The 21,529-nt window shown below is 43.5% G+C and carries 17 protein-coding genes; 13 read left to right on the forward strand and 4 right to left on the reverse strand.

Annotated elements, in window-relative coordinates:
• Positions 1 to 18 precede the first annotated feature (18 nt).
• A complete protein-coding gene (gene topA, locus HOP08_16300) occupies positions 19 to 2,496 on the reverse strand; it encodes a type I DNA topoisomerase (protein ID NOT76490.1) in 2,478 nt (825 codons plus the stop codon).
• A gap of 134 nt (positions 2,497 to 2,630) precedes the next feature.
• Between topA and HOP08_16305 the strand changes: the two genes are divergently transcribed.
• The 3 genes from HOP08_16305 to HOP08_16315 all read left to right on the forward strand — a co-directional run bounded on the left by HOP08_16305 (position 2,631) and on the right by HOP08_16315 (position 5,634).
• Positions 2,631 to 3,107, forward strand: coding sequence for a hypothetical protein (locus HOP08_16305; GenBank protein NOT76491.1), 477 nt, complete (start codon positions 2,631 to 2,633; stop codon positions 3,105 to 3,107).
• Positions 3,108 to 3,112: 5 nt separating this feature from the next.
• Complete coding sequence (locus tag HOP08_16310) at positions 3,113 to 4,147, forward strand: agmatinase family protein (GenBank protein NOT76492.1); 1,035 nt, start codon at positions 3,113 to 3,115, stop codon at positions 4,145 to 4,147.
• A gap of 80 nt (positions 4,148 to 4,227) precedes the next feature.
• The gene (locus HOP08_16315) at positions 4,228 to 5,634 is read left to right on the forward strand and encodes an alanine:cation symporter family protein (GenBank protein NOT76493.1); all 1,407 of its coding nucleotides are present in this window, start codon (positions 4,228 to 4,230) and stop codon (positions 5,632 to 5,634) included.
• 10 nt (positions 5,635 to 5,644) lie between these two features.
• On the opposite strand, the gene HOP08_16320 is transcribed toward HOP08_16315, so the two are convergent.
• Positions 5,645 to 7,084, reverse strand: coding sequence for a TonB-dependent receptor (locus tag HOP08_16320; protein NOT76494.1), 1,440 nt, complete (start codon positions 7,082 to 7,084; stop codon positions 5,645 to 5,647).
• A gap of 150 nt (positions 7,085 to 7,234) precedes the next feature.
• On the opposite strand from HOP08_16320, the gene HOP08_16325 reads away from it, so the two are divergent.
• Positions 7,235 to 8,614, forward strand: coding sequence for a sodium-dependent transporter (locus HOP08_16325; GenBank protein NOT76495.1), 1,380 nt, complete (start codon positions 7,235 to 7,237; stop codon positions 8,612 to 8,614).
• A 67-nt stretch (positions 8,615 to 8,681) separates the two neighbouring features.
• Here HOP08_16325 and HOP08_16330 read toward each other — a convergent pair whose 3' ends face one another.
• Together HOP08_16330 and HOP08_16335 are read right to left on the reverse strand one after the other, a co-directional pair.
• The gene (locus tag HOP08_16330) at positions 8,682 to 9,770 is read right to left on the reverse strand and encodes a hypothetical protein (protein ID NOT76496.1); all 1,089 of its coding nucleotides are present in this window, start codon (positions 9,768 to 9,770) and stop codon (positions 8,682 to 8,684) included.
• Between the two features lie 118 nt (positions 9,771 to 9,888).
• Positions 9,889 to 11,577, reverse strand: coding sequence for an AMP-binding protein (locus tag HOP08_16335; GenBank protein NOT76497.1), 1,689 nt, complete (start codon positions 11,575 to 11,577; stop codon positions 9,889 to 9,891).
• Between the two features lie 347 nt (positions 11,578 to 11,924).
• On the opposite strand from HOP08_16335, the gene HOP08_16340 reads away from it, so the two are divergent.
• The 9 genes from HOP08_16340 to HOP08_16380 all read left to right on the forward strand — a co-directional run bounded on the left by HOP08_16340 (position 11,925) and on the right by HOP08_16380 (position 21,526).
• Positions 11,925 to 12,404 carry a winged helix-turn-helix transcriptional regulator gene (locus tag HOP08_16340; protein ID NOT76498.1) on the forward strand — a complete coding sequence of 160 codons (480 nt, stop codon included), beginning with the start codon at positions 11,925 to 11,927 and terminating at the stop codon, positions 12,402 to 12,404.
• A gap of 80 nt (positions 12,405 to 12,484) precedes the next feature.
• Positions 12,485 to 13,930, forward strand: a complete 1,446-nt coding sequence (sufB, locus tag HOP08_16345) for a Fe-S cluster assembly protein SufB (GenBank protein NOT76499.1) — start codon at positions 12,485 to 12,487, stop codon at positions 13,928 to 13,930.
• Positions 13,931 to 13,951: 21 nt separating this feature from the next.
• The gene (gene sufC / locus HOP08_16350; GenBank protein ID NOT76500.1) at positions 13,952 to 14,707 is read left to right on the forward strand and encodes a Fe-S cluster assembly ATPase SufC; all 756 of its coding nucleotides are present in this window, start codon (positions 13,952 to 13,954) and stop codon (positions 14,705 to 14,707) included.
• A gap of 2 nt (positions 14,708 to 14,709) precedes the next feature.
• The gene (sufD, locus tag HOP08_16355) at positions 14,710 to 15,969 is read left to right on the forward strand and encodes a Fe-S cluster assembly protein SufD (GenBank protein NOT76501.1); all 1,260 of its coding nucleotides are present in this window, start codon (positions 14,710 to 14,712) and stop codon (positions 15,967 to 15,969) included.
• The gene (locus HOP08_16360) at positions 15,969 to 17,210 is read left to right on the forward strand and encodes a cysteine desulfurase (GenBank protein ID NOT76502.1); all 1,242 of its coding nucleotides are present in this window, start codon (positions 15,969 to 15,971) and stop codon (positions 17,208 to 17,210) included. The genes sufD and HOP08_16360 overlap by 1 nt, the downstream gene beginning before the upstream one ends.
• Positions 17,207 to 17,641, forward strand: a complete 435-nt coding sequence (locus HOP08_16365; protein NOT76503.1) for a SufE family protein — start codon at positions 17,207 to 17,209, stop codon at positions 17,639 to 17,641. The genes HOP08_16360 and HOP08_16365 overlap by 4 nt, the downstream gene beginning before the upstream one ends.
• Complete coding sequence (locus tag HOP08_16370; GenBank protein ID NOT76504.1) at positions 17,638 to 17,991, forward strand: SUF system Fe-S cluster assembly protein; 354 nt, start codon at positions 17,638 to 17,640, stop codon at positions 17,989 to 17,991. The genes HOP08_16365 and HOP08_16370 overlap by 4 nt, the downstream gene beginning before the upstream one ends.
• Positions 17,992 to 18,034: 43 nt before the next feature.
• Positions 18,035 to 18,451 carry a BrxA/BrxB family bacilliredoxin gene (locus HOP08_16375; GenBank protein ID NOT76505.1) on the forward strand — a complete coding sequence of 139 codons (417 nt, stop codon included), beginning with the start codon at positions 18,035 to 18,037 and terminating at the stop codon, positions 18,449 to 18,451.
• 105 nt (positions 18,452 to 18,556) lie between these two features.
• Positions 18,557 to 21,526 carry a gliding motility-associated C-terminal domain-containing protein gene (locus HOP08_16380; protein ID NOT76506.1) on the forward strand — a complete coding sequence of 990 codons (2,970 nt, stop codon included), beginning with the start codon at positions 18,557 to 18,559 and terminating at the stop codon, positions 21,524 to 21,526.
• Positions 21,527 to 21,529 lie beyond the last annotated feature (3 nt).

Raw genomic sequence — 21,529 nt, forward strand, 5'->3', positions numbered from 1 at the left:
ACAATATCAATTTTGAAATTATTGCTTCTTCTTAGCAGCAGCTTTTGGCTTCTTCACCGCTCCTTCTTCTTTAGGAACTTTAGGAGCCTTGACAGCCTTTGGTGCCTTGGGAGCTTTAGGTGCTTTCGCAGGTTTAGGAGCCGGAACAGGTGCAGCTTTCTTAGCAAATCTTCCAAAACGTCCTTTCCTCTCTGGAGCATTCGCAGCAAGCTCAACACATTCTTCCAGTGTCAATGATGCCGGTTCCTTGCCTTTTGGGATTTTAACATTCTTGGTTCCTGCTTTTATATAAGGACCAAAGCGGCCATTCAGAATTTGTATATCAGGATTTTCAGGGAATGCCTTGATCAACTTATTCGCATCAGCTTCACGCTTTGCCTGAATCAGTTCCACTGCACGCACAGGTGTGATCGTATAAGGATCTTCTCCCTTAGGAATTGATACAAACTTTTTATCATGCAAAACATAAGGACCAAATCGCCCAATGTTTGCGACTACCGGCAAATCTTCAAATGTTCCCAGGTCGCGCGGCATCTTCATCACTTCCAGCGCCTGCTCAAGAGTTATACTTTCGATGAATTGACCTGGTCTTAAACCCGCAAACTTTGGTTTAACATCATTCACTCCTTCTTCAACATTCTCTCCTATCTGTGCATAAGCTCCGTAGCGACCCAGCTTCACATAAACTTTTAATCCTGTCTTAGGATCGATACCCAGCTCACGAACTTTATTCTGAACCGATGACCGCTCCACCAATTCAGTAGACGTTACCGTCTTGTGAAAAGGACGATAGAACTGTTCAATCATCTTCTGCCACTGAACCTTACCGTTCGCGATCTCATCAAACTCAGCTTCTATGGTCGCTGTGAATGAATAGTCAGTGATATCAGGAAAATGATCCACGAGGAAATCATTTACCACCATCGCGATGTTGGTCGGAAATAATTTATTCTTCTCCGCTCCGGTGATTTCTGTCTCTACTTTACCAGATACTGAATTATCAGCAAGCGTAAGGACTTTATACTTTCTCTCTTTTCCTTCCCGTGCCTCTTTTACCACATATTCACGTTTTTGAATGGTGGAAATAGTTGGCGCATAGGTTGAAGGTCGGCCAATTCCGAGCTCTTCCAATTTTTTGACAAGCGTCGGCTCTGTATATCGGGCTGGATGTCTTGTAAAAGTTTCTGTTGCAGTAAGTTCTTTCAATGGCAGGTCCTGCCCTACTGTCAAAGGAGGCAATACTTTGCTGTCATCATCTTCACTCTCACTCTCCTCTTCATCTTTTGATTCGAGATAGACTTTCAGAAATCCTTCAAACTTAATAACCTCACCAGATGCAGTCAGCGTTCTTGGATTGGATGATATTTTTATGGTTGCTGTTGTGCGTTCAAGTTCAGCATCCGCCATTTGCGATGCGATGGCACGCTTCCAGATCAACTCATATAATCGCTGACCATTGCGGTCCGCTCCTGCTTCGGTTGTTCCGAAATCAGTGGGTCGAATTGCTTCGTGAGCCTCCTGAGCTCCAGAAGATTTTGTTTTGTATTTCCTGGTCTGGATGAATTCATTTCCATAAGCGCTGGCAATCTGACGGGTTGCTCCACCGACGGCTTCATCGGAAAGATTAACAGAGTCAGTTCTCATATAAGAGATCTTTCCTGCTTCGTAAAGCTTTTGAGCAACCATCATGGTCTGCAAAACCGAGAATCCAAGCTTGCGACCAGCTTCCTGCTGCAATGTGGATGTTGTAAAAGGAGGTGCGGGAGATTTTTTTGCTGGCTTTTTAACAAGATCGTCAATGGTAAATGATGCACCAATGCATGAATCGAGAAACTCCTGTGCTTCCTTTTCAGAGCCGAACTTTTCACCAAGCTCTGCCACCAGCTTCTTACCATTACCCAGATCAAAAATAGCGGATACTTTAAAAGATGATTTAGAGTCAAAACGCTCAATCTCTCTTTCACGCTCCACTACTAATCTTACCGCCACTGATTGAACACGACCGGCCGATAATCCTGTCTTGATTTTTTTCCAAAGGATTGGAGATAACTCAAAACCCACCAATCGATCCAGTACACGTCTTGCTTGTTGCGCGTTGACAAGATCAATGTCAATTCCACGCGGGTTCTGAATAGCATTAAGAATAGCGTTCTTGGTAATTTCCGTGAATACAATTCTACGGGTCTTTTTATCATCAAGTTCGAGTACCTCTTTCAAGTGCCAGGAGATGGCCTCCCCTTCACGGTCTTCGTCACTCGCCAGGTACACCATTTCGGCGTCTGCTGATAACTTTTTCAGATTTGAAATCACATCTTTTTTCTCGATGCTGACTTCATACGTAGGTTGAAAATTATTTTCAATGTCAATGGCGCCATTTCCTTTCCGTAAATCACGGATATGACCCATGCTTGAACTCACTTTATAATCCTTTCCGAGATAACCTTCAATGGTCTTGGCTTTCGCGGGAGATTCAACAATCACAAGGTTCTTTGCCATCAATATTCTATAAGTTGCCTGCCCGTTGATAGACAGGCGAAGGCCCCAAATATCACAAATTTTTAAAAAATCAATTTTCAGGCACGGTATTTAGAGATAGTTTTGGGGATAATTACCATTGATTCTCCGGTCAAATGAGCAAAATAATCTTCGTGTTGCGTCACGCCCAAAGTGCTGGTAAACAGAGCGGCCAGCGTGATTATGACCGATTGTTAACAGCTGAAGGAGAAGCCGAAGCAAAAAAATCCGGAAAATATTTTTCAGAGAAGGGATATTCTGTGGATTTAATCCTTTGCAGTAGTGCAGCGCGCACCCGCAAGACAATTGAACTTGTGAATGAATCTCTACAATTTCCCGCAGACAAAATTCAGTACAAGGAAGATTTATACGACGCCCTCCTGGTCCATTTGCTGGATACTATCCATACATTACCGGACGCTATTAATAATGTCATGCTCGTAGGCCATAATCCTGGGATTTCCCTTCTGGCAGGCGACCTCTGCGGAAGCTTTATGGATCTCTCAACATCTCAATTAATAGGTATTGAATTCAAGTCCAATTCCTGGGAAGATCTCAACGGTCCAGGCAAGCAAATTCTTAACATCAAATAGGATATATTATAGTGGAAGAATCAGTCGAAAAATTCGATGTTAACGGCCCCGGAATACAAGACAAACTTTTTGGACTCCCCTTCTCTCCGGAGAACGCAAAACTTATCATAATCCCCGTACCGTGGGAAGCAACTGTTTCCTATCGCACCGGAACAGCTTTGGCACCTCATTCAATACTGAAAGCATCACGACAAATTGATTTTTTCATGCGTGATATTCCCGAGGCCTGGAAACTCGGCATCGCCATGCTTCCAATTCCTGATGATATCAGAATTGAAAGTGATCGGCTAAGACTTTTGCTGGAACAGCATCATGCTGCATTAACCGAGGATCATGACACCATAATCATATCCAATAAGATCAATGAATCCTGTGAAAGTCTTAATATTTATGTAAACAAAACCACTCAAAGGTATATTGATCAGGGCAAGATGGTGGGATTACTGGGTGGTGATCACAGCACACCCTTAGGATTCCTCCGATCACTCAGTGAAAAACACGATCGTTTTGGAATTCTGCAATTTGATGCTCATGCAGATCTTAGAAAATCTTACGAGGGACTTACTTACTCTCATGGATCTATCATGTTCAATGCATTGAAAATTCCAGCCATTAGCAAGCTGGTACAGGTAGGTGTACGTGATTTGTGTGATGAGGAGTATCAATTGATCAAACGAAATGAGTCCAGGATCAAAACTTTTTTCGATGACAACATCAAAGCAGATCTCGGTAACGGCAAATCCTGGGAAAGCATCTGCAAAGACATCATCCGCGATCTTCCGGAAAAGGTTTACATCAGCTTTGACATTGATGGACTCGATCCAAAGCTATGCCCTAACACAGGCACTCCTGTTCCAGGTGGACTTGAATTCTATCAGGCTACCTTCCTAATCAAAGCAGTGGTTGCCAGCGGAAGAAGGATCATAGGATTCGATCTCAATGAAGTAGGTACTGATGAGAGTAGTGACTGGGATGCGAATGTCGGCGCACGCATTCTATGGCAGTTGTGTAACTGGATGGGAGTTTCTAATAAAAGATAGCCACGCATCACCCGAACGGGTCAACTGGGGATCTTTCAATTTTAATCTTTCGTCTTTAAATCCTATTTTGCTGCCAACCTATCTCCACTATGAGTGAAATCATCGCAGCAATCGCAACCGGCGTCTGGACTCCCGTTCTTTTTTTACTCATTCTCGGCGGATTATTCTTCTTTATTTATTCAAGATTCATTCATTATCGCTACTTCTTTCACTCCATCGCGATCCTGAAAGGAAAGTATCACAATCCTAATGATCCAGGTCAGATAAGTCCCTATGAAGCATTGTCTACTGCGCTTGCATCTACTGTTGGTATGGGAAATATCGCGGGTGTTGCTGCTGCTATAAGTCTTGGTGGACCCGGTGCATTATTCTGGATGTGGATTACTGCTTTTGTCGGTATGTCAACCAATTTCTTCACCAGCACATTGTCTGTCATGTATCGTGGCAAAGATTCTGCCGGCATAATTCAGGGTGGGCCCATGTATGTTATCCGTGAAGCACTGGGAAAAGGCTGGATGCCCCTCGCCTATTTGTTCTGTACTTGCTGCCTTATAGGATGTTTGCCAATCTTTCAGGCAAATCAACTTACACAGGCAATCATTGATATCGGTGTCTCCTCAGAAAGTGTGAAGGCAATGTCTTTCACCATTCTTGGATTTGAGATTAACACATTAAAATTCATTATCGGCATTGTTCTCACCGTTATCTCAGCAGTAGTTATCATCGGAGGAATCGAACGCATCGGAAGCTGGGCAGGCAAAATGGTTCCATTGATGATTGTCATTTACTTTTTCTCAGTTGTTACAATACTCCTGATCAACTATTCTATGGTACCGCACTACTTATGGATGATCATCACGGATGCATTCGCTGCCAATCACTATCGTGGGGAACCGGCTCTTGGTGGAATCGTTGGAGGTTTGATAGTGACAGGTGTACGAAGAGCTTCGTTCTCAAATGAAGCAGGAATTGGAACTGCTCCCATGGCCTTGGGTGCATCACAAAGTACAGAACCCATTCGCGAAGGCCTGGTCTCGATGCTAAGTCCGGCGATTGATACATTATTGGTTTGTTCATTAACAGCGCTGGCAATTCTGGTTACTGGTGTTTGGGAAACTTCAGGAGCCAGTGGTGTAACTCTGACAGCCATGGCTTTTCAAAGTTCTTTACCAGGCGTTGGAAAATACCTGCTTCTTATCTGCGCATTCTTCTTTGCTATCACTTCCCTGTTCTCCTATTCCTATTACGGAAGTAAAGCGCTCGCATTCATGTTTGGAACCAGGTCGAGCCGTTATTATGACTACTTCTACCTGACGACTATTATCATTGGAGCTGTCGCATCGATGGCCGATGTTATGAATGTGATCGACATTGCTTACGCGCTCATGGCCGTTCCAACGATGGTTTCCGGATTTGTCCTTGCACCGAAAGTATTAGCGGAAGCCCGATCATACTTCAGCAGAATGAAAGCGAAGGGTGATCTGTAGGACTACCAGATTAGTTCACTGAAGCAACTTCCTTGGTATCCGTTCGATAGGGATAATCAAAAAGTCCATGCTCCTTAATTGCTGTCTCAACCTTGTGTGGCACGAACTTCTCCCATCCGATCTCTCCCTTTCTGATCATCGCCAGTACATTGTCTGAAATGATGTGAAGGTTATTGACATTCGCATCCTGGATGTCTTCAAGTTTATTGTTATCCATCAGATAACGGAAAAGATTCTTGGTACTATCAGGCAATTGCGCTTCAAAATCCTTAAGCGTAAACAACTCATGTGAGTCTTTCTTCCAAGCCGGGTAGATGTAAAGTTTCACATTAGTGCCAAACAAAGAAGCAAAGCTCTCCAGCAATCCTCCTCTCAGATTTTCATAGGTCTTCTCTTCAAACACTTTCTGCAAAGCGTAAATCCCCATGATAATACCAATCTTATTTCCCTTCGTAGTCTTGGACAAGTAATCTACAAGGCGATAATATTCAAAATAGTTGGATACGAGTACGGTCTGACCTAGCGAACAAATGATATCGGCGCGATAGAGAAAATCTTTTTCATCAATCTTGCCATCCGCACCCAGATCGGTAAGCGTAAGCTCGGTGAGCATTACGATCTTCTCACGATTTACATCTGCCTCTCTTCTGAAATGTCTTCTGGAGGCCAGCAGCATATCAACATTTACATGTGTCACTGGCCTGAAGCGACCACGAAGCACCAATACATTCTTTTTATACAAAGATTCAGAAGGTTGCATCACTTTTCCATCCGGGCCAAACATCGCTGCCTTTGTCAATCCGTTCTTCACCAGCTTCAATGCCATCAAACGATTATCAACATGTGTGAAATCCGGTCCGCTGATCCTCCACATGTCAACTTCCATTCTACGGGTTGTCAATCCATCCAAAAGACTTAACATGATCTCTTCAGGATCGGTCATGAACATACAACCGAACAAAAGATTCACACCCAGAATACCAAGTGCAAATTGCTGCTGCAGCGGATCATTGTCATGCATCTTCACATGGACGACACAATCATTGAACTCACCCTGAGGATGTGTTTGAAAGCGAAGGCCAATCCAGCCATGGCCCTGATTGGTACGCTCATAATTCAATAGCTCAATCGTATCAGCGAAAGCAAAGAACTTCACTTGCTCAGCTCTGTGAGGCAGGCGCTCCTGAAGAAGCACATATTCCTTTTCCAGCATCTTTATCAACCGATCTTCACAGACATAGCGTTCCCCCTGACCATAAATGGCGTCAGAGAACTTCATATCATAAGCAGAAATGGTTTTGGCAATGGTTCCTGAAGCCCCACCAACTTTAAAAAAATTGGCAGCTACTTCCTGTCCAGCTCCGATTTCGGCAAAAGAGCCGTAAATGGATTTACTCAGATTGATCTGAAGCGCCTTTTCTTGGGTCGTGATCTTCTTTTGCTCTTCCATAATCCAGTTTAAAAAATAGGAAAGGTCAAATTTAACGTTCTTCTAAGAATCATCATTAGAGAGTAGGGAACTTAATTAAAGTCACGACTATAACGACCTTTTGATATTTTTAGTTTTAAGGTCTATTTTGGCTCATCTAAATCGAATACTATGTCTGACCGCGGTAACTTTTCCAGTCGTATTGGTTTCATTCTTGCCGCTGCAGGATCAGCCGTTGGACTCGGCAACATCTGGCGCTTCCCCTATCTTGCGGGAACCAACGGTGGTGCGGGCTTCCTTTTCATTTACCTCCTCTGCATCCTGGCATTGTGCGTACCCGTCATGATCGGTGAAATTGCTATCGGAAGAAATGCCGGAAGCGATGCCTTTGGATCCTATAAAAAACTCGGCGGTGGAAAGTGGGGATATCTTGGACTTTACGGAATTCTTGCCGGGATCATCATCCTCTCTTATTATAATGTTGTCGCAGGCTGGGCATTCGGATACTTCATTGAAATCTCTTTCGGAAACCTTCTGGAGAACCAGGATTTCGGTCAGTTCTTCGGAGCCTATGTAAATGATATCGGCCCTATCTTTTTGTTTTCGCTTGGCTTCATGGTGATAACAGCTGTGATCGTTTCGCAAGGCATTGCAAAAGGTATTGAAGCTGCCAATAAGATCATGATGCCGGGATTGTACATCATTCTTATTGCACTCATTATTTATGGCCTTACACTTAACAATGCTATGGCCGGTGTAAAGTTCTACCTCGTGCCTCAGCTGGAAAACATCACATCCCGTACAATTTTCTATGCGTTATGTCAGGCTTTCTTTTCTCTATCACTGGGGATGGGATGTCTCATTACTTATGGATCGTATGTTACCAAAGATCAGAACATCGTAAAATCGGCTACAATTATATCTGTCGCTGATACATCCGTTGCTTTCCTTGCCGGATTGTTGGTGTTTCCATTAGTGTTCTCTCTTGGCGCTGAACCCGGCCAGGGACCTAAATTGATTTTTGTTATTCTTACTCAGGCTTTCGCAACGATGGGACCTATCGTTGGAAGAGTGGTAGGCGGTTCATTCTTCCTGTTGATTTGTTTTGCTGCTCTTACCTCCACCATTTCGTTACTGGAAGTTCCTGCCGCATTCTTTGTTGATACTAAAAAGCTCCCAAGAAAAGCTGTGGTATGGGGACTATCTGGTTTGATCTTCGTCATCGGCCTTCCAAGTATGTTCAGTCAGGGAATCGTGCCCATGTTAAATCACCTTCCTGTTCACAATAGTCCGGACTTCCTGTCTTTCGTAGCTGATCTGTGTGATATCATGCTGATCTCAGGAGGCTGCCTCATGTGCTTCTTCATCAGGAATAAGTGGAAGATCGATAACCTGAATAAAGAGCTCGCCATTGGAAATCCTGGCTACCTCAATTCCGCTCTTCAGGCATATGTCAATTTTTCTATCAGCTGGATATGCCCGGTGATCTTAAGTATCTTATCTACTTTGGTAATTATCGATAAGTTCTTCGGCCTTGAATGGCTCTTCTAATAGCGCATCTGAGATTTGAAGATTGGGTATTTAAAAATGAACCCAATCTTCAAATTCAAATCAATAATTAATTCACCCAGTCTGCTACAAATAAATTAGTATCTCTTGTTCCTCCGTTATTTCTGTTGGAAGAGAAGATGATCTTCTTTCCATCCGGTGAGAACATCGCGAATGAATCAAATACTTTGTCGTAGGTCACTTGCTCAAGACCGGTACCATCTTCATTGATCATAAACAGATTGAATTCAAACCCTCTTGTTCCCTTATGGTTAGAGCTGAAAATGATCTTCTTTCCATCAGGAGTATAGAATGGAGCCCAGTTAGCTTTTCCAAGATTGGTAACTTGCTTAAGGTTTGATCCGTCAACATTGCAAACAAAAATTTCCATTGCTGTCGGAGCTACAAGTCCTTGCTTAAGATAATCCTGATACTCTTTCTTTTGCTCTTCTGTTGTGAACCGTGAGGCACGGAAGACGATCTTCTTTCCATCCGGTGAGAAGAATGCTCCTCCATCATATCCCAGTTCTTTGGTGATCTGCTTTACGTTCTTTCCATCAATATCCATTACATAAAGATCAAGATCTCCATTACGGGTTGATGTGAATACAATCTTATCCTTCTTTGGTGACACTGTTGCTTCGGCATCATAACCAGGAGCATTGGTCAGTTGCTTTGTGATCTTTCCATTCAAATCGGCAACAAAAATATCATAGGTGTCATATACCGGCCACAGGTATTTGCCCCCTGGCTTACGTTCTGGCTCAACAGGACAATCCTTGCTTCCAAGGTGGGTCGATGCATAAAGGATTGACTTGTTTCCCGGAAGGAAGAATGCACACGTAGTTCTGCCCTGGCCAGTGCTGATCAGCTTGGGCTGGGTAGTGCGAAGATCAATTCCTTCAATGGGCATGTAGAAGATCTGATCGCAGTTCAATCCCCATTTCTTATTGTTGGATTGAAAGCTGACCATCTTGCTGTCAAAGCTCCAGTATGCTTCAGCGTTATCCGCTCCAAAAGTCAATTGACGAAGGTTTTTAAGGTGTTTTTCCTCAGGATAGCGAAGGGAATCCCCTGCTTCATCTGAGATAACATGTTTCGTCTTGAAAGACAGAAAGAGCGCACAGCTCATGAGGAGAATGATGGAAATTAATTTCATGCAATTTTAAAATTGAGTTTTTTGTGAATGCCTGGTGTGAATATCAACCAATATTCATACCGTAAAGGATGCAAAACTAACCACCGGAGCCATATCGAAATACCCTCCCGTGGAAGATTTATGCCACCTTCTTCTTTGCAGTTTCTTCCTCTTTCAAGGCCCGGCGAAGTATCTTACCTACATTCGTCTTAGGCAACTCTGTGCGGAATTCTATGTGGCGGGGAACTTTATAGTTTGTAAGATTTGCGTGACTAAATGATTTGACTTCTTCTTCTGTCAGGCTTTGGTCTTTCTTCACAATGAACACTTTGATAGCCTCTCCCGATTTTTCATCTGGCAAACCAATGGCCGCCACCTCCAGAATCTTTGGATTGGAAGCCAGCACATTCTCGATCTCATTCGGATAAACATTAAATCCTGAAACCTTGATCATGTCCTTCTTCCGGTCTACGATCTTGAAGAATCCATCTTCCGACATAATACCGATGTCACCTGTTCGGAACCATTCATTGTGAAAGAACACTCCTTCATTATCCTTTTGCCAGTACCCACGCATTACCTGTGGTCCTCTTGCACATATCTCTCCCGTTTCTCCCTGCGCAAGCTGCTTACCATCATCATCAAAAATTCCTACCTCAGTGCTTGGCATTGGAATTCCGATCGTTCCGCGTTTATGTTTTCCATCCAATGGATTACAGCATAGCACAGGTGAAGTCTCACTTAATCCATATCCTTCCGCAATAGGTGTTCCCGTAACCTCTTGCCACTTATTGGCAACAGCATCCTGAACAGCCATCGCTCCTGCTACCGCTCCATGCAAATAGGAAAAATCAACCTCTTTAAATTTTGGATTATTAAGAAGGCCATTGAATAATGTATTCACTCCGGTGAGAATAGTAAACTTGTATTTCTTCAGATCTTTAATAAAACCTGGTATATCGCGCGGATTGGTGATCAGTACATTCTTCACTCCTGTTGAATACATCAAAGCACCGTTGACGGTAAGTCCGAAGATATGATACATCGGAAGTGCCGTGATCATGATGTTCGGTTGATCAACCGACATGTATGGCTTGAACCAGTGCGTGATCATCATGTTGTGCGCGATCAGGTTGCGATGAGAAAGCTGGGCACCTTTCGCTACGCCGGTTGTCCCACCAGTATATTGAAGCACTACAAGATCTTCTACGTCAATCTTTGGTTTATCAAGCTTTAAGCTCTTTCCCTTGCGAAGGACTTCATTGAAAGGAATTGCTTTCGGGATATGGAAAGCCGGAACCATCTTTTTAATATTCTTCACTACAAAGTTGGTAATAGCACCTTTAACAGGTCCTACCATATCACCAATGCGGGCAATGATCACATGCTTAACAGGAATCTTATCAAGAATTCCCTGAAGGTTTGAAGCAAAATTTTCCAGTATAAGAATCGCAGAGATCCCTGCATCCTTAAACTGATGTTCCATCTCTCTTGGAGTATAGAGAGGATTAGTATTCACTACGATTAATCCAGCTTTGATAGCGCCAATGAATGCTACAGGAAACTGAAGGAGGTTCGGCATTTGAATAGCAAACCTGTCCCCTTTCTTAAGACCCAGCTCGCTTTGTAAATACGCGGCGAATGCGGTCGACAGTGAATCAACTTCACTGAATGTGAGTTGAGCACCCATATTCTCAAAAGCAACGCGATCCCTGTACTTTTTGCTTGAGGACTCAAAAAGTTCAACTACCGAATTGTATTCTAAGGGACCAATCTCATGCGGAGTACCGCTTGGATAACTTTTATACCAGGGGAAGTCTTTTGTCATAACTCACGAATATCCTAACAATCGTGTGTATTCAAAACCTGGTAGCAATAAAAAAGCCCCTCCGAATTAACGAAGAGGCTTTTGTTTGCTGTAGAGGAAGGGCTCGAACCTCCACGGAGAAGTTAGCTGCTGGACAGAAAAAACTTTAGTGGTCAATCCGTTATCCAGCGTTTATCCTTTTACTCTCCACCCCCGAGACAGGAGGGCTTGTCTGCCAATTTCAACACCCTACATTTTGTGTTTGATGATGTAAAGGAAGCTAAAAGCTGCTATGCTATTCAATAGATCGCTATAAAATTTACATAATTTTAAATATTAGTTCGTATTTTCATCAAAATATTGAAAATATGACTACTTCAAAGCCTGAGAATTATGGAATTGATAAAACAGATCTCAAAATCCTTGAGATCCTCATCGAGGATGCTAAAAAGCCCTTCACGGAAGTGGCAAAAAGGGCCTTTGTTTCACAGGGAACAGTCCATGTTCGCATGAATAAGCTCCAGGAGGCCGGAATTGTTGAGAAAACTACCCTCAAGATCAACTACGCCAAATTGGGATTTGACATCACTGCCTTTATCGGTATCTACCTGGAAAAGAGTGGTTTATATGAAACAGTTTTAGAAAGACTAAAGCTGATTCCAGAGATCGTCAGCGTGCATTACACTACGGGTAACTACTCCATGTTTGTGAAGATCCATTGCCGCGACACCACTCACCTGAAGGAAGTACTGCATGAGAAAATGCAGCAGGTGGAGGGAATTGAAAGAACTGAAACGATAATCTCTCTTGAGGAAAGTCTTGACCGGAGCGTCGTTCTCTCAGAATAATTATTACCTGAAAAGAACCTAAAAAGCGGATTATTGTTGATATTTTTGAGGTCTATTTAAATTAAGTCTAAATACAGTAGATGAGTAAAGACAGTCAGTTCCTCGAAGAGATCACTTCCAAAGAATATGAGCATGGATGGACCGTGGATCTCGAGACGGATTCTGCCCCCAAAGGGCTGAATGAGGGCATTGTACGCTTTATCTCAAACAAGAAAAATGAGCCGGAATGGATGCTGGAATGGCGACTCAGCGCTTTCCGTCACTGGAAAACGATGACAGAACCAAAATGGCCTAATGTCTCCTATCCCGCTATTAACTATAATGACATTATCTATTACTCCGCTCCCAAGCAAAAAGTAACACCCAAGAACCTCGAGGATATCGATCCTGAATTATTGAGGACCTTTGAACGTCTGGGTATTTCATTGACTGAACAAAAGCGATTGAGTGGCATTGCCGTGGACGCCGTGTTTGACAGCGTATCCGTTGCTACTACTTTCAAAGAGAAGCTTGGCGAACTTGGAATTGTGTTCTGCTCCTTCAGTGAAGCAGTTAAAGAACATCCCGAACTGATCAAGAAGTATCTGGGGTCAGTCGTCCCTCCTAATGATAATTACTTTGCAGCACTGAATGCCGCAGTATTCTCTGATGGTTCATTCTGCTATATTCCGAAAGGTGTGAGATGCCCAATGGAGCTCTCCACTTACTTCCGTATCAATGCTGCAAATACAGGTCAGTTTGAAAGAACATTGATCGTTGCTGATGAGGGAAGCTATGTCAGCTACCTCGAAGGTTGCACTGCTCCTATGCGTGATGAGAATCAGCTGCATGCTGCAGTCGTTGAGATCTATGCAATGAAGAATGCGGAGGTAAAATATTCAACGGTACAAAACTGGTATCCTGGAAATAAAGAAGGTGTTGGAGGTATTTACAATTTTGTAACGAAGCGTGGATTATGTGCCGGTGATCATTCCAAGATCAGCTGGACTCAGGTAGAAACGGGGTCTGCCATTACATGGAAATATCCTTCCTGCATATTGAAAGGTGATTACTCCATTGGTGAGTTTTATTCTGTTGCGGTAACCAATAACTATCAGCAGGCAGATACCGGAACAAAAATGATCCATATTGGAAAGAACACCCGATCCAGAATTGTATCAAAAGGAATCTCTGCCGGTAAATCACAAAACAGTTATCGTGGACAGGTGCATATTTTAAAGCGTGCTGAAAATTCATTGAATTTCTCTCAGTGCGATTCATTGCTGATGGGTGATCAGTGTGGCGCGCATACGTTCCCTTACATAGATGTTGAGAATAGTTCAGCAAAAGTTGAGCACGAAGCCACTACATCCAAGATCGGTGAAGACCAGATCTTCTATTGCCGTCAGCGCGGAATTGATGAGGAAGCCGCTGTGGCATTGATTGTAAACGGATATGCAAAAGAAGTACTAAGTCAGTTGCCAATGGAATTTGCAGTAGAAGCACAAAAGCTTCTTGCTTTGACATTGGAAGGAAGTGTTGGATAATCTTGAATAGGAATAAAGAATATGTTATCGATAAAGAATTTACAAGCAAAGGTTGAAGATAAGCAGATCCTGAATGGTATTAACCTCGAGGTAAAACCTGGAGAAGTTCATGCTATCATGGGTCCAAATGGTTCAGGAAAAAGCACGCTTGCTTCTGTCCTCTCCGGCCGTGAAGAATATGAAGTTACCGGAGGTGAAGTTGATTACCTCGGAAAGAATTTGCTTGAGATGGATCCTGAGATCAGGGCACGCGAAGGTGTATTTCTTGCTTTCCAGTATCCTGTGGAGATCCCTGGCGTCAGCACGATCAACTTCATGAAGACGGCGCTCAACAAGATCCGTGAGCACAGAGGTCAGCCTACACTGGATGCTGTGTCATTTCTTCAATTGATGAAGGAGAAGATCAAACTTGTAGAGATCGATCAATCACTTTTGAATCGTTCCCTCAATGAAGGATTCTCGGGTGGTGAAAAGAAACGCAACGAGATCTTTCAGATGGCGATGCTGGAACCTAAACTTGCCATCCTTGATGAAACAGATTCTGGCCTTGACATTGATGCTCTTCGCATTGTATCCAACGGCGTGAATACTCTCCGTTCAAAAAACAATGCAATCATTTTAGTAACACACTATCAGCGTCTGCTGGAATATATCGTACCGGACTTTGTGCACGTTCTTTACAAAGGAAAAATTGTGAAATCAGGGACCAAGGAACTGGCACTTGAACTGGAAGCAAAGGGTTACGATTGGATTAAGAATGAACTGGCGTTGGCGTAAGTATGAGTACTCTCACAGAAAAGAAGAATTTATTACTGGATATTCAGACAGCTTTTGATAAGCAACCTTTCAAGAGTGAAGCTTCACGCATTCAGGCGATGGAACTGTTGGCAAGCAAAGGCCTGCCCGGATCTAAAAGTGAAGAATATAAATTCACTCCCATCAGCAGAACTCTTGAGAAAATTGAAAATCTCAACATCGGTGGAGCTCATCCTAAAAACATCTCCGCTCCTGTTCAGGTCATCCAGGACCTCAGGTGCAATGTCATTGCTTTTATAAACGGGCATTTCTCAAAAGAACATTCTGTTATTCTTGACAAGGACTTAAAAGTACAGGCATCCGCAGTGGAAGCACCAATTGCTGAAAGTGATCCGTTCGACTTACTGAATCACGCCTTTACTTCAGAGATTATTCACATCGCTGTTGCCTCCAAAAAATCGATTGAACATCCGGTTGCCATCGTATACTATTTTGATTCAAAGGAATTTGTTTTCGCTAATCCGCGATGGTCCGTTTCTCTTGGCACTCAAAGCTCAGCTTCCTTCATTGAATACACTCAATGCATTGGGGAAACTCAATACATCAACAATAAGCAATCAACATTTGATGTTGCTGACAACGCTCATCTTGAGTACACGATGATCCAGAACGGATCGAAGTCAGAGATCCAAACCAACAATACACGCATTCAGCTTGCATCCAATGCAACGCTTTCTTCTTTTACTTTCACTTTTGAAGGTCAGTTGATCCGCAATAATCTTTCTGTCATCGTCGATGGTCAGGGAATTGATGCCAATCTTACGGGATTGTATATGCTCTCAAATAAGACCATTGCTGATAATCATACAGTCGTGGATCATCGCAAGCCCAATTCAAACAGCAATGAATTGTACAAAGGTGTGATGGATGGAAATTCAAAAGGTGTTTTCAATGGCAAGATCTATGTGCGTCCTCAGGCGCAAAAGACCAATGCCTTTCAATCCAACAGAAATATTCTGTTAAGCGAAACCGCAAGTGTGAACACCAAGCCTCAGCTTGAGATCTGGGCAGATGATGTAAAATGCTCTCATGGCTGCACAACCGGTCAGCTGGATGAAGAGGCCCTGTTTTATCTGCGCTCACGCGGTATCTCCAAAGAGATGGCTCGTGGCATGATGCTCAATGCTTTTGCTGCTCAGACACTTTCTTCCATGAAGAATGAAACGGTAAGAAATTATATAGATTCCCTCATCTCCGAAAAGCTTCAAAAGAGTTTCTCCTGATGGAAACTGTCACTGCACATCGTCAATTGAATGTAGATACCATTCGCAAGCAATTTCCGGTCCTTCATCAGAAGGTAAACGGACATGATCTTGTCTATTTTGATAATGCGGCCACTACTCAGAAACCACAAACAGTCATTGATTCACTGATAGGATATTACTCAGGCTTCAATGCAAATATCCATCGCGGAATTCACACGCTCGCTGAAAAAGCAACCAAAGCATTTGAAGAAACGCGTGTTGTCGCACAGCAGTTTATCAACGCAAAGCATAAAGAAGAGATCATTTTCGTCAGAGGCGTTACAGAAGCTGTCAATCTTGTTGCCGCAAGCTATGGAAGAACATTCATCAAGGAAGGTGATGAAATTATTATTTCAGGTCTCGAACATCATTCCAACATCGTACCATGGCAAATGGTATGTGAGGAGAAGGGCTGTAAGCTCCGCATCATTCCCGTCTCCCCTTCGGGCGAACTTGATATGGATGAGTTCAGCAAACTGCTCTCTTCCAGAACAAAATTAGTTGCCGTTAATCACGCATCGAACAGTCTCGGCACCATCAACCCGATCAAATCAGTCATTGACAAGGCTCATGATGCCGGAGCCGTTGTATTGATTGACGGAGCACAGGCATCTGCCCATCTGGACATCGATGTTCAGCAGCTGGATTGTGATTTCTATTGCATCTCCGGTCATAAGATGTACGGTCCTACAGGAGTCGGAATCCTTTACGGAAAAAAAGAACTTCTTGAGAAGATGCCTCCCTACATGGGTGGCGGTGAGATGATCAGCAACGTGACGTTTGAAAAGACAACGTACAATGACCTTCCATATAAATTTGAAGCGGGAACACCCAACATCGCGGATGTGGTTGCCTACAAAGAGGCTTTTCTGTTCATTAATAATCTTGATAAGAAAGCTGTCGATGAACATGAACATAATCTGCTGCACTACGCTTCCTCTGAATTGGCAAAGCTTAAGGGCGTAAGACTCATTGGCACCGCTAAGGAAAAAGTGAGCGTTCAGTCATTCATCATTGATGGCATTCATCCTTTTGATGTGGGACAAATGCTGGATGCAAGAGGTGTCGCCGTGAGAACTGGACATCATTGCACACAACCGCTTATTGATCAATTAGGAATTGAGGGAACCGTAAGGGCATCTTTTGCGGTTTATAATACAAAGGAAGAGATTAACCGGCTGATAGAAGGAATTGACCGGATTATCAAGTTTTTGAAATGACCATTAACGAGACACAAGACGAGATAATAAGAGATTTTTCCATCCTGGATGGAGACCTTGAAATGTCTGTCATGTACCTGATGGAGCTGGGCCAGAAACTGCCGGCGATGAGGGAGGAAGAAAAGACAGAGGAGAATATCGTAAAAGGATGCCAGTCGAAAGTATGGCTCACAGCATCATTGACACATGAGCGCCTCTTCTTCACCGCGGACAGTAATACTGCTATCACGAAAGGACTCGTGAGCATGCTGATAAGAGTTTACAATGGCCATCTGCCGGAAGAGATTCTTTCCAGCGAACTGTACTTCATGCAGAAAATAGGAATGGAAAGATTCATTGGCACACAACGCTCCAATGGATTCGCGGCTATGGTGAAGCAGATGAAACTTTATGCGTTGGCTTTTAAAACAAAATCAGAGATACAGGCATGAGCACAGAAATACAAAATACAGATACCAATACAGCAACACTGGAGATACCCGAGCTCCGTGAAAAGATCATGGCGGCCATCAAGACGATCTATGATCCTGAGATCCCTGTGGATATCTATGAACTTGGATTGATCTATGAGATCAGCATCTATCCGATAAACAATGTGCATGTGATGATGACCTTAACTTCACCATCCTGCCCTTCAGCCGAAGCAATTCCTGCTGAAGTAGAACAAAAGATCAAGGCTATCACAGGTGTGAACGATGTAAAAGTCGAAATCACCTGGGATCCCCCCTACTCACAGGACATGATGAGTGAGGCTGCCAAATTGGAACTAGGATTCCTTTAAACTTGTTATATAAACTACTGATTAAAAAAATACAATTATGAGCATGTATCCCGAACAACTGGTGGCTCCCATGAGAACAGACCTCACCAGTGCTGGATTTAAAGAATTGAAGACACCTACCGAGGTGGAGAACCAAATCAAAAAAGAAAAAGGCACTACTTTGCTGGTGATCAACTCCGTGTGCGGATGCGCAGCCGGAGCCGCAAGACCAGGTGTAAAGTGGGCGCTACAGAACAGCGCCAAGAAGCCTGACCATCTTGCAACAGTATTTGCAGGAGTCGACACAGAAGCTGTTTCTAAAGCAAGACAACTAACAATGCCTTACCCTCCTTCTTCACCATCCATTGCGTTGTTTAAGGACGGAGAACTCATTCACTTTGTAGAGCGTCACCACATTGAAGGCAGAAATGCACAGATGATCGGTGAGCACCTCGTGGAAGTGTTTGACGAATTCTGCTAAGCATTCATATAAATCTCAAAAGCCCGCCTCAAGCGGGTTTTTTTTGCCTTTTCGGGAATACGTACTATCTTGAAAAGCAACCATGCATCTGCTCAACCCCCGGATATGCATAGCTTAAGATTTTTCGTTATTATCGTGCTGCTATGTTCAGGCTCACAGGCAATCGCCCAGTTCAAGCACATCAAGAAAACATTTCTTGTCGAAGATCATACTCTCAACATTAAAAATGAAGGGTTTGAAAGTCCGGAGACTTGCTACTTTGGTGGTGGTGACGGTTACATCACAGGGAAAAAAGGTGACGGCGGAACTCCACCTTATGCTTTGGTATGGACCGATGGCGTCGGAAATGTAATTGCCAACGATGTTGAAGAAATATACAATCTTGTTGCCGGCGATTACACACTTACCGTTACTGACAATGCAGGATGCTCAAAGGCACAGACCTATAGCGTAGGATACAATTGCCCTTACACCTGCAGTGGAAGTATTCTAACCGAAAACATCGTAGATACAGGATGCGGAGTAAATAGCGGAAGCTTTGATGCCTCCTTTACGGGCGTCGGGCCTTATTTATATACATTGACCCGTGGCAATAAGTACACTGATACTGAAACAACAGTTACATCAGGTTCATTTTCAGGATCGTCAGTCAACAACACATTCAGTGGACTCATATCGGGATCATACTATCTGACGCTTTACGATCAGGGCACATTATGCAGTCATTATGCATCCGTTGAAATTGCAAGCACCGATTTCAGATTTCTAACAGGGCTTCATGCAGTCAACAGTTCAAATTGTGTTTTCCCAGATGGTAAAGTAACGTTTGATATTAATGACGTGACATTTCCTCACAATTTTGAAATCAAATGGAGGATACAGGGAGGATCCGAGACTACGTTCACAACAACCTCAACAGCCGTCTCGCTTGATAATCTGAACACCGGATATTATTATGTCCAGGTAACAGATATCGATAACCCCAGCTGTATTATCGCTGAATCTATTTCGGTTGGAACCAATGCCAATCTCTCCGTAGTAGTAGACAATATTACTTCTGTCACAAGCTGTTCTTCTCCTAATGGAGCCGCCAGCATCACCGTCAGCGGCGGATCAGGAAATTATGCTTACTTCTGGAATGGACCCGGCTCACCCGATCCTGTCGGTGAAGATATCAGCAATCTAAAGGCAGGCTTTTATTCATTATTCGTACTCGACAATTCTTCAGGCTGTACTAATTTCAGTTCCGTTAATTCAGTAACCATACCGAATGCTACCGTTGAACCTGGCGTTACCATCATTAAGTCTAACAACACCAGTTGCTCAGGTCTTTTCAATGGATTTATTCAACTCACTCCAACCTCTGCCACACCTGGCCCCTTCCAGATCTACTGGTATGATGATGCCAATAATCTTATCAACAATGGCCCCATTTTAAACTTCATCAATGGCGGATCATATGGTTATAGTGTCAGAGATCTTTCAACAGGGTGCGTGCGGGAAAGGATCTTCAGCGGATTGATTGACATCACTGATGCTTCCACTCCTGCCGTAACACTCTCCGGTGTTGAAACAAGTCAAACGAGTTGCTCTGCACCCCCCAACGGTGCAATAGATATAACGGTCACTACAGGTTCATCCTATTCAGTGAGCTGGACGAGCAACGTTGGTTTCACCTCTACCTCTGAAGATATTTCCTTTTTACAGAATGGCATTTACACGGTTGATGTTGCAGTCGCTTGCAGCGGAGCCAATACGCCACCCACCATCACATCGACCGCTGTTCCCGGAACCTATACATTTAACGAAGTGATCGTCGACAATACGATCTCAATTACCGACCCTGATAACACGGATCTCTCCTCTGCCACTGTTATTATTTCCTCAGGTCATCAACCTTTAGAAGACGTGCTCGGTATTGTTAATCAGAATGGGATAACAGGAAGTTTTGATGGGCCGTCCGGCGTGCTTACGCTAAGCGGAACAAGCTCAGTTGCCAATTATCAAACGGCTATGCGGTCGGTGGCTTATTACAATATTGCAGGAAACAAGTCTCAGGGAGTTCGCACTTTCTCATGTACGGTGTTTGATGGATCGGGCAACAGCAATACTTCTACGAATACAATCAATGTGATCAATCAGCCTCCGGTATTATCTCCCATCACATCAAATGCGCTTCATGTAAAAGATGATCTTTTCATCAACAACGGAATAACAATCAGTGATGCCGATAATACTTTTCTTGTATCTGCATCCGTTTCAATTACGGGCGGACTTCAAACTGCTGAAGATCGTTTGCTCTTTACAGATCAGGTTGGTGTTTCAGGGAGCTACGATACTTCTACGGGTATTCTCTCGCTAACAGGTGCTTCTTCCATTCCAAACTATCAGACTGCCTTGCGATCCGTGACGTACAAAAATCTTATTCCCGCCTCTTCATCGACGGTTACAAGAACTATCAAAATCCTTGTGCAGGGTGTCTATAACACAAGTAACGCATCAACAACCAACATCATCTTTAACCAGGTGCCCAGTGTATCAGTGACCTCTTATAAAGCAAATTCCGGGGAGATCCTCGTCATACCTATCTCCTCCGTTATAAGTGATCCGGAAAATAATCTCGACCTGACAACGCTTCAAATACATTCCGCTCGTGGAGCTGCGACTTCTGTCATGGCTTCAAATATTTCTGTGGATTACTCCACCGTGGCGGAATTTGAGGGAACAGATCAGCTATCCATCACGGGTTGTGACATGGGTGGAAAGTGTACAGCCGGAAGCCTTAGCATTGAAGTCTTTGGAGAGTTGATGGTGTACAACGGAATTTCTCCTAATGGTGATGGACTCAATGAATATTTCAGGATCCAATCTCTACCCAGTGAATCACGGGTCGAGATCTTTAACCGGTGGGGAGATAAAGTTTTTGATATGTCAGGATACGACAACAACGACCATCTCAAGAGATTTGAAGGACGTAATGATTCCGGCAAGGAACTCGGCTCAGGAACTTACTTTTACAGGATCCATATCAGGGATGGCCGGGAGTTGAAAGGATACCTTCAGCTTCGACGATAAACA

The organism is Cyclobacteriaceae bacterium, from assembly GCA_013141055.1.
GTDB lineage: Bacteria > Bacteroidota > Bacteroidia > Cytophagales > Cyclobacteriaceae > ELB16-189.

Excerpts from the sequence above, each read along its gene's own strand:
- sufB (NOT76499.1), top strand. The coding sequence starts at position 12,485 with ATGAGTAAAGACAGTCAGTTCCTCGAAGAGATCACTTCCAAAGAATAT.
- HOP08_16305 (NOT76491.1), top strand. The coding sequence starts at position 2,631 with ATGAGCAAAATAATCTTCGTGTTGCGTCACGCCCAAAGTGCTGGTAAA.
- HOP08_16360 (NOT76502.1), top strand. The coding sequence starts at position 15,969 with ATGGAAACTGTCACTGCACATCGTCAATTGAATGTAGATACCATTCGC.
- sufC (NOT76500.1), top strand. The coding sequence starts at position 13,952 with ATGTTATCGATAAAGAATTTACAAGCAAAGGTTGAAGATAAGCAGATC.
- sufD (NOT76501.1), top strand. The coding sequence starts at position 14,710 with ATGAGTACTCTCACAGAAAAGAAGAATTTATTACTGGATATTCAGACA.
- HOP08_16380 (NOT76506.1), top strand. The coding sequence starts at position 18,557 with ATGCATAGCTTAAGATTTTTCGTTATTATCGTGCTGCTATGTTCAGGC.
- HOP08_16335 (NOT76497.1), bottom strand. The coding sequence starts at position 11,577 with ATGACAAAAGACTTCCCCTGGTATAAAAGTTATCCAAGCGGTACTCCG.
- topA (NOT76490.1), bottom strand. The coding sequence starts at position 2,496 with ATGGCAAAGAACCTTGTGATTGTTGAATCTCCCGCGAAAGCCAAGACC.
- HOP08_16370 (NOT76504.1), top strand. The coding sequence starts at position 17,638 with ATGAGCACAGAAATACAAAATACAGATACCAATACAGCAACACTGGAG.
- HOP08_16365 (NOT76503.1), top strand. The coding sequence starts at position 17,207 with ATGACCATTAACGAGACACAAGACGAGATAATAAGAGATTTTTCCATC.
- HOP08_16375 (NOT76505.1), top strand. The coding sequence starts at position 18,035 with ATGTATCCCGAACAACTGGTGGCTCCCATGAGAACAGACCTCACCAGT.
- HOP08_16330 (NOT76496.1), bottom strand. The coding sequence starts at position 9,770 with ATGAAATTAATTTCCATCATTCTCCTCATGAGCTGTGCGCTCTTTCTG.
- HOP08_16325 (NOT76495.1), top strand. The coding sequence starts at position 7,235 with ATGTCTGACCGCGGTAACTTTTCCAGTCGTATTGGTTTCATTCTTGCC.
- HOP08_16320 (NOT76494.1), bottom strand. The coding sequence starts at position 7,084 with ATGGAAGAGCAAAAGAAGATCACGACCCAAGAAAAGGCGCTTCAGATC.
- HOP08_16340 (NOT76498.1), top strand. The coding sequence starts at position 11,925 with ATGACTACTTCAAAGCCTGAGAATTATGGAATTGATAAAACAGATCTC.